Origin of the sequence: Devosia sp. (genome assembly GCF_036406155.1) — a bacterium.
GTDB lineage: Bacteria > Pseudomonadota > Alphaproteobacteria > Rhizobiales > Devosiaceae > Devosia_A.
Genome location: NZ_DASWVV010000104.1, coordinates 1 through 6,027, shown reverse-complemented (window position 1 = coordinate 6,027; position 6,027 = coordinate 1). Strand labels below are relative to the sequence as shown.

General features: G+C 69.6%; 7 protein-coding genes and 1 pseudogene. 1 reads left to right on the top strand and 7 read right to left on the bottom strand.

Going from position 1 to position 6,027, the window contains the following annotated elements:
• A pseudogene (locus VGD93_RS06495) lies at window positions 1-433 on the bottom strand (primosomal protein N'); the annotation flags it as partial.
• A gap of 103 nt (window positions 434-536) precedes the next feature.
• Here VGD93_RS06495 and VGD93_RS06490 point away from each other — a divergent pair.
• Entirely contained in the window at window positions 537-1,472 is a 936-nt protein-coding gene (locus VGD93_RS06490) for a tyrosine recombinase XerC (RefSeq protein WP_395010378.1), read from the top strand.
• Here VGD93_RS06490 and VGD93_RS06485 read toward each other — a convergent pair.
• From VGD93_RS06485 to odhB, 6 genes are all read right to left on the bottom strand, one after another.
• A complete protein-coding gene (locus VGD93_RS06485) occupies window positions 1,469-1,825 on the bottom strand; it encodes a DUF4180 domain-containing protein (protein ID WP_395010376.1) in 357 nt (118 codons plus the stop codon). The two genes, VGD93_RS06490 and VGD93_RS06485, sit on opposite strands and share 4 nt — an antisense overlap.
• A 216-nt stretch (window positions 1,826-2,041) precedes the next feature.
• Entirely contained in the window at window positions 2,042-2,335 is a 294-nt protein-coding gene (locus VGD93_RS06480) for a HigA family addiction module antitoxin (protein ID WP_395010374.1), read from the bottom strand.
• An 11-nt stretch (window positions 2,336-2,346) separates the two neighbouring features.
• Window positions 2,347-2,646: a type II toxin-antitoxin system RelE/ParE family toxin gene (locus VGD93_RS06475; RefSeq protein WP_395010372.1), complete on the bottom strand. Its 300-nt coding sequence runs from the start codon at window positions 2,644-2,646 to the stop codon at window positions 2,347-2,349.
• 183 nt (window positions 2,647-2,829) lie between these two features.
• A complete protein-coding gene (lpdA, locus tag VGD93_RS06470; protein WP_395010371.1) occupies window positions 2,830-4,236 on the bottom strand; it encodes a dihydrolipoyl dehydrogenase in 1,407 nt (468 codons plus the stop codon).
• A 165-nt stretch (window positions 4,237-4,401) separates the two neighbouring features.
• The gene (locus tag VGD93_RS06465) at window positions 4,402-5,160 is read right to left on the bottom strand and encodes an SDR family oxidoreductase (RefSeq protein WP_395010369.1); all 759 of its coding nucleotides are present in this window, start codon (window positions 5,158-5,160) and stop codon (window positions 4,402-4,404) included.
• A 97-nt stretch (window positions 5,161-5,257) separates the two neighbouring features.
• Window positions 5,258-6,027: 2-oxoglutarate dehydrogenase complex dihydrolipoyllysine-residue succinyltransferase (gene odhB, locus VGD93_RS06460; protein WP_395010367.1), on the bottom strand; the 770-nt coding region annotated here is incomplete at its 5' end.

The following is a 6,027-nucleotide window of genomic DNA, read 5'->3' as shown; positions in this document are numbered from 1 at the left end:
TGGCCCAGGCGCGGCCGTCGGCGACGACGTCGAGCACGCGGCGGCGCGGCCCGGTCATGCGCTCCGGCTCGTGGCCCGTGCTGCGGTAGGCGGCGACGGGCCGCTCCGGCTCCAGCGCCTCGGCCGAGCGCAGCACCGATCGCAGCACCATGCCGGGCGTCGCGAGCGTGTAGCGGCTGACCCAGTCGACCGTCTGCAGCAGTTCCTCCGACAGCAGTGGCACGTCGTAGACGTGGGCGATGTCCTTGAGCCGGTTGTGGGCGAAATTGTCCTTGGGCGTCCCCCAGACGACCCCAAGCGTCGGCCGCCCGACCAGCGGCACGGCCACGATCGAGCCGCGGGCGACGCGCATGCCGACGGGCACCCGGTAGGAATACGGCCCCTCCACCGAGACGCTCACCATGACCGCCACGATGTCGGGGGAGTGTTCCATGGGTGCCCGTTTTGTTCTCATGGCAGTCTAGGCGGTGCAAGCTGATTCTGCGACCGCGCTGGCCGGTGAGACTTCGCTAACGGAGCGGCGCTAGGCTGGGGTCATGTCCGCTACCGCCTTCCTGGTCGACGCCGACGTCGACGCTCAGCTCGCCCTGTGGCTGCGCGACCTCGGCGCCGTGCGCCGCCTTGCGCCCAGGACGCTCGAGGCGTACCGGCGCGACCTCGGCCAGTTCCTCGCCTTTCTCGCCCCCCACACCGGCGGGCCGGTGTCGCTGGCCACCCTCGCCGGGTTGCGCGGCGCCGACCTGCGCGCCTACATGGCCGCGCGCCGCGCCGGCAATCTGGGCTCGCGCTCGCTGGCCCGCGCCCTCGCCGCCATCCGCAGCTTCTTCCGCTTCCTCGAGCGCGAGGGGGTACTGGCGAGCGAGGCGCTCAATGTCGTGCGGCCGCCGCGCCAGCCGCGGCCGCTGCCCAAGGCGCTGACCGTGCTCGAGGCGAAGGCGGCCGTGGCCGCCGCCGGAGCGATGGACGAGCGCCCCTGGGTCGCCGCCCGCGACGTCGCCGTGCTGACCCTGTGCTACGGGGCCGGCCTGCGCATTTCCGAGGCCCTCGCCCTCACCCGTGCCGATCTCGAGGGCGACTCCTTGCGCGTCACCGGCAAGGGCGGCAAGACCCGCATGGTGCCGCTCATTGCGCCGGTACGCGCCGCCGTCGCCGACTATCTCGGGCTGTGCCCGTTCGCGCCCGCCAGGGACCAGCCACTGTTCCGCGGGGTGAGGGGCGGAGTGCTGTCACCCCGGCTGATCCAGTTACGCCTCGCCCAGCTGCGTTCGGCGCTGGGACTGCCGGCCTCGGCGACCCCGCATGCCCTGCGTCATTCCTTCGCCACCCATTTGCTCGGCCGCGGCGGCGATCTGCGCGCCATCCAGGAACTGCTCGGCCACGCCTCGCTGTCGACCACGCAGCTCTATACCGCCGTCGACAGCGAGCGGCTGCTCGCCAGCTACCGGGCGGCGCACCCGCGCAGCCGAGGCTAGGCGAGCCGCGCTTCCAGCTCCTCCCGGGTGCGCACGAACAGCACGGCGCCGCCCGCATTGCAGCGGCGCACATACGCGGCGAGCGCCGTGCTGCCCGCCATCCTGTCGGCGAGATCGCCGACGAAGGCGACGCGACGGCCGGCGCGCGTCAGCCGGTGCACAAACGCGTCGAGCATGCCATTCTCCGGGACGAAGAATTCCGGCGCCATGCGCCCGACCGGCACCACGATCAACCCGGCGTCCTGCTCGTCGCCCGCGCCCCTGAGGGCGAGCGCATCCTGCTCGCTGCCCAGCTTGGGTCCGCCCGGTGGACAAAGCACCGCGACGGTGCCGTGGATGGTAGTTGCTTCCATGCTCGTTCACGCTCCTGCACTGGCCGCCTGGGGTCCGTACGATCTTTGATCGTACGTCGCCCACACTGTTCCGGCGCATGCGCCTTTGCATGGCAACCCTGCGCCGGGCGCATGGCCCGGCGCAGGGTCGGATCAGATATGTATCGCCCCGTCCCCGCCCCGCTGCTGGGGGTCAGGCGCGGCCAAAGATACGGACCCGGACGCTCGGGCCGTCGCCTACGCGGCCTTCGGCTCGTAGCGCTTCACCCTGATGGCCCCCGCCTTCCTCATGGCCAGCGCCAGGTCATGGCTCATCTGCATCCGGAGCCAGGTTTCGGCGCCCCCGCCAAAGGCCTTGTCGAGGCGGATCGCCATTTCCGGCGTGATCCCGGCCTTGCCATTTACCAGATTGTTCAGCGCCTGCCGGCTGATGCCGAGGACCTTTGCGCCTTCGGTGACGGTGAGGCCGAGCGGTTCGAGGCAATCGAGGCGCACCGCCTGGCCGGGATGGGGAGGGTTCAGCATGGGCATCTCAGCAATTCCTAGTGATAGTCCAAGAGTCGCACGTCATGAACGTGACCCTCGTCGAAGCGAAAGATGATGCGCCAGTTGCCGTTGACCGTCACCGACCAGAACCCCCTGAGGTCGCCGCTCAGCGGATGGAGCCTGTAACCGGGCAGACCCATTTGTTCGGGCGCGGTGATCTCGTCGAGGCGCTGGATGATGCGTTCAATCTTGGCGACCATGTCGGGACGAACGCCCGAGCGATCCCCACGCTCATAGAGACGCTTGAGAGCCCGATCCGAAAAACTGGCGATCACGGCGACAATGTCGCCTGACAAGTGTCACTTGTCAAGCGACCCGTGCGCGCGGGCAATGGGTCGCTTCGAAATCAGCGAAGAACCATGCCGGCCAGAGAGGCAACGAGCCCCACGAACGGTAGCGTCGCGGCCATGGAGCCCGATATTGCCGCCGCTAGGCTTGATGCCACGATATCCACGATTACCCGAGGCCGGCCGGCGAGATCAGATATGTATGGCCCCGTCCCCGCACATCAGCGCCGCCTCGCGGATGGCCTCCGACAGCGTCGGGTGGGCGTGGGTGGTGCGCGCCAGATCCTCGGCCGAGCCCGAGAACTCCATCAGCACGGCGATCTCGTGGATCATCTCGCCCGCGTTCCTGGCGACGATCTGGGCCCCCAGCACGCGGTCGGTAGCGACGTCGGCGAGGACCTTGACGAAGCCCTGCGTCGCCAGCATCGCCTTGGCGCGGCCGTTGGCGGTGAACGGGAACTTGCCCACCTTGTAGTCGATGCCGTCGGCCTTGAGTTCGTCCTCGGACTTGCCGACCCAGGCGACCTCCGGGCTCGTGTACATCACCGACGGGATGACGGCGTAGTTCACGTGCCCGGCCTGGCCGGCGATGATCTCGGCCACGGCGATGCCCTCGTCCTCGGCCTTGTGCGCCAGCATCGGCCCGGCGACGACGTCGCCGATGGCGTAGATGCCCGGGACGTTGGTCTGGTAGCGGGCGTCGGTGCGGATGCGGCCGCGCTCGTCGAGCGCCACCCCGACCACGTCGAGCCCCAGCCCCTCGGTGAACGGCTTGCGCCCGACCGCGACCAGCGCCGCGTCGAACTCGGCCAGCGCCATGTCGCCGCCCGCCGCCGGCTCCAGCCGCGCCACCAGCGTGCCGTCCTCCTGCTTGTCGATCGACTTGACCTTGGTCGCGAGCTTGAACTCCAGCCCCTGGCGCTGCAGCAGGCGCTGCATCTGCCGCGCCACCTCGCTGTCGACGCCCGGGATGATGCGGTCGAGGAACTCGACCACCGTCACCTTGGCCCCCAGCCTGTTCCACACCGAGCCGAGCTCAAGCCCGATGATGCCGGCGCCGATGACCAGCAGCCGCTTGGGCACCTGCTTGAAGGCGATGGCGCCGGTGGAGGAGACGATCCTGTCCTCGTCGACCTCGATGCCCGGCAGATTGACCGACACCGAGCCCGAGGCGATGACGATGTTCCTCGTCTGGATTTCCTGGGCGGAGCCGTTGTCCGGCGTCACCAGCACGCGCCCCGGCGCCGCGATCGAGCCGACGCCGCGGAAGGCGGTGATCTTGTTCTTCTTGAACAGGAACTCGACGCCCGACACGTTGGCGGTCACGGTGTCGTCCTTGTGCGCCAGCATCCGCTCGAGGTTGAGCTTGGGCGTCACCTCGATCCCCAGGTTGCCGAAGCTGTGGGCCGCCTCCTCATACAGCTCGGAGGCGTGCAGCAGCGCCTTGGACGGGATGCAGCCGATGTTGAGGCAGGTGCCGCCGAAGGTCGTCCATTTCTCGACCACCGCCACCTTCATGCCCAGTTGCGCTGCCCGGATGGCGGCGACGTAGCCTCCCGGCCCCGTGCCGATTACCGTGAGGTCGAATGTGTCCGCCATGATGTCTCCGCGCCGCAATGATCCGCCATCGGGAAAAGTTCCCCGCTGACGGGTTAACCCAGCCTGCTTCCGGAAGAAAGCCCCCGTCGAGGTCCGGGCCCGCCGAAACGCACACTTTCGCATGCTTCCGCGGGCGGATTGTCGCCCCTCCCGCGCGAGGCGGCGCTACGGCAGCGCAGCCCGCCCGCCGCTCACCGCAATGGTGCTGCCGGTGGTGTAGGAAGCCTCGTCCGAGAGCAGCCACAGGATGGCCCTCGCCACCTCCTCGGCGGTGCCGGCGCGTGGCATGGGCAGGCTCGGGGCCAGCCGCGCCGCCCGTCCCGGATCGCCGCCCGCGGCATGGATGTCGGTGTCGATGATGCCCGGGCGCACGGCGTTGACCCTGATGCCTTCGCCGGCGACCTCGAGGGCGAGCCCAACGGTGAAGGTGTCGATGGCGCCCTTGGCTGCGGCGTAGTCGACATAGACGCCGGGGGCGCCCAGCTTGGCCGCCGCCGAACTCAGGTTGACGATGGCCCCGCCGGCACCGCCATGGCGCGTCGACATGCGCCTGATCGCGGCCCTGGCGCACAGGAACGAGCCGGTGACGTTGACGGCGAGGATGCGGCCGATGCGCTCGGCATCGAGTTCCTCGACGCGCGCGCCGGGGCCTACGATACCGGCATTGTTGACCAGTCCGGCGAGCCGGCCCAGCCGGTCGGCGGCGCGGAAGACGTGCTCGACGTCCTCCTCGCGGCTGACGTCGCCGCGGACGGCGACGGCGGTCCCGCCCGCGGCGTGGATGCGGGCGCAGACGCCCTCGGCCGCCTCGACATTGCCGGCATAGTTGACCAGGACGCCCCAGCCGCGCTCGGCGGCGAGCAGGCAGGTGGCGGCGCCGATGCCGCGGCTGCCGCCGGTGACGATGAGGACCCTGTCGTGCATGGCGTCCCTCCCCCGGGCCAGTGTAGCGGCTTGGCGGCACAATGCAAAAGGCCCGCCTGGGGGGCGGGCCTTTCGCAAATCCGGTCGGTCCGGACCCTCAGAGGTCGAGCACCAGGCGCTCGGGTGCCTCGAGGCTCTCCTTGACGCGCACGAGGAAGGTCACCGCTTCCTTGCCGTCGACGATGCGGTGGTCATAGCTCAATGCCAGGTACATCATCGGGCGGATGACGATCTGGCCGCCGACGACGACGGGCCGCTCCTGGATCTTGTGCATGCCCAGAATCCCCGACTGCGGGGCATTGAGGATCGGCGTGCTCATCAGCGAGCCGTAGACGCCACCGTTGGAGATGGTGAAGGTGCCGCCCTGCATGTCCGCCATGGCGAGGGCGCCGTCCCGCGCCAGCTTGCCCAGCCGGTTGATCTCCTTTTCGATGCCGGCGATCGACAGCTGGTCGGCGTCGCGCACCACCGGCACCACGAGGCCCCTTTCGGTGCCCACCGCCACCCCGATATGGGCGTAGTTCTTGTAGACGATCTCCTCGCCGTCGATCTCGGCATTGACCGAGGGGATCTCCTTGAGCGCGTGCACCACCGCCCGCGTGAAGAAGCCCATGAAGCCGAGCTTGACGCCGTGCTTCTTCTCGAACAGGTCCTTGTAGCGGGACCGCAATTCCATGACCGGCTGCATGTCCACCTCGTTGAAGGTGGTGAGCATCGCCGCGGTGTTCTGGGCGTCCTTGAGCCGGCGCGCGATGGTCTGGCGCAGCCGGGTCATCTTGACGCGTTCCTCGCGCACCTCGTCCTCGGCCGCGACCGGCCCGCGCGCCGCCGGGGCAGCGGGCCTGGCGGCCGGAGCAGGCGCCGCCG